Origin of the sequence: Lyngbya sp. CCAP 1446/10 (genome assembly GCF_026130175.1) — a bacterium.
Lineage (GTDB): Bacteria > Cyanobacteriota > Cyanobacteriia > Cyanobacteriales > Microcoleaceae > Microcoleus.
The window spans coordinates 1-1,719 of sequence record NZ_JAIGNI010000131.1; the positions used below are offsets into that span (position 1 = coordinate 1).

Annotated in this window: 1 protein-coding gene, 1 rRNA gene and 2 pseudogenes; 2 read left to right on the plus strand and 2 right to left on the minus strand. The window is 41.7% G+C overall.

The genetic code is table 11. The features are described 5' to 3' along the window. Positions 1-40: 40 nt before the first annotated feature. Positions 41-158, plus strand: a 5S ribosomal RNA gene (gene rrf, locus K4039_RS26580). A 162-nt stretch (positions 159-320) separates the two neighbouring features. Next, positions 321-901: pseudogene (locus K4039_RS26585) on the plus strand (IS1 family transposase); the annotation flags it as partial. Here the strand turns inward: K4039_RS26585 and K4039_RS26590 are convergent. Both K4039_RS26590 and K4039_RS26595 read right to left on the minus strand, forming a co-directional pair. Continuing rightward, positions 897-1,433, minus strand: a complete 537-nt coding sequence (locus tag K4039_RS26590; RefSeq protein ID WP_265239503.1) for a transposase — start codon at positions 1,431-1,433, stop codon at positions 897-899. The pseudogene K4039_RS26585 and the gene K4039_RS26590 overlap by 5 nt on opposite strands. A 78-nt stretch (positions 1,434-1,511) precedes the next feature. After that, positions 1,512-1,719 (minus strand): annotated as a pseudogene (locus K4039_RS26595) (hypothetical protein); the annotation flags it as partial.

The following is a 1,719-nucleotide window of genomic DNA, read 5'->3' on the forward strand; positions in this document are numbered from 1 at the left end:
AATTCTATGCAGTCTTCAGGGTTCTTCCCTTACAGCTTTTCTAGGTGTCTATGACGCAGTGGCATCACTCCGATTCCATCCCGAACTCGGTTGTTAAACGCTGCGGTGGCGAAGATATTTGGCGGGTCACTGCCTGAGAAAATAGCTCGATGCCTGGTTAATTTTAAATCAACAAAGCTCTTTTCTCATATCAAGAAAGGGGCTTTTGTTTTTTTGAGATGAGCGCTTACCACTTTTGTCCTGTTACAGCACTTCCGGATGTGCTCAGGCAATACGCTTTACTTAAGGCTGAAAGATTGGTGGCGTTGCTGAGTTAGAGTATGAATAGGAGGAATAATTTATGCAATGCCGGCGAATGTAAATTAACCCAGATCCGTAATAACGGCCCGAAAAAAGGAAAACAGAACCACATTTGTGTCCAATTTGGTCGTCAATTCATCAATGAGTATGAGCAAAGGCGAGGTCAAGCGCGAGAGCATCAAACGTGATTGCCTAAAAATTTATGTCAATGGTATGGGGAAAGCGGGCGATAGAACGAGTTAAGGGAGTTGATCATACCACGATAATAAATTGGGTAAAACAACTCGGAAAACTGTTGTCAGATGTTTATGACCCCTCAGTCATTCTGGGAGTTGCTTCCAGGTGATGAATTACAGACTTATGTGAAAAAAAACAGACAACATCTGGCTGTGGACAGCGGTTGACCACTTTAAACTAGGAATTTTAGGATGGGCATTAGGGGATCTAGTGTGCTCAGACATTTGAGCCATTATGGGACAAAGTAAGTGCCGGGAAATGCTACTTTTATGTAACTGATGGATGGTCTGTATCTCCCATGTTTATTCCTGATGGGGATCTAATTATTAGCAAGACTTATATGGTAGAAGTTCAGGGGGTTAACGTGGCAGAAGAGAGGGTGGGCTCTCACCAGAACGAGTAGCCGCGACAGACTCAACTAGGAAATCAAAAATATTACGTTCTTGCAGCTTGAGTGAAGAGACAACAGTGAGCAACCTAGAGACAAACAAACTACCAGCCGCCGAATCAGACCCAAAACTAGTCCGTCGCCAAATCACCGCAGGGCGAATTGCTCTCTCAGCAGCATTATTAGTCGGTTCAACACCCTTTTCAGTGATAAATAACCACAAAGCAGGTTCCAGCTTCAGTAAGTTACGACAAGTCCGCACAGTTTTAGCCAGGGGTGTTTTTTCGTTCTCACCGATGTTTAATTGCGCAGCTTCTCGCAATTGGCTCAAAATTTTAGTTTTAATCGGTTCAACTACTTGCTCTAATTCTGAACGAGTGAGTTGGTGATTCCGATATTGATACCAGAGATTGAACAGCTCCTTTTCCTGTTCCAGTAATGATTTTCCGATTTCATACCATTTTTTTAAAGATGTGCTAGAGATAAGGAATGTAAAATCCAAGACCATCCTGTGAGAAAACCAATGACATGATTTGTTAAAGATGATAAGATTTCCTGAACTTTTACGCGGAGTTCGTCAAGATTACTAAAAACTAACCAAGCTAAAAATTCTTTGATGTATTCCCACACTCTTTCTGTTGGATTTACTTGGCAGACAATGAGGAGGCTGAAATAGTAAAATAATATTGTCTGGCAATTCAGATGTGCTTAAAAGATGACCACGGGCATTATCGACTTGAATTATCTGCAATTCATCGGGATATTCAAGCGACAATTGTTCCAAATATGCTTGA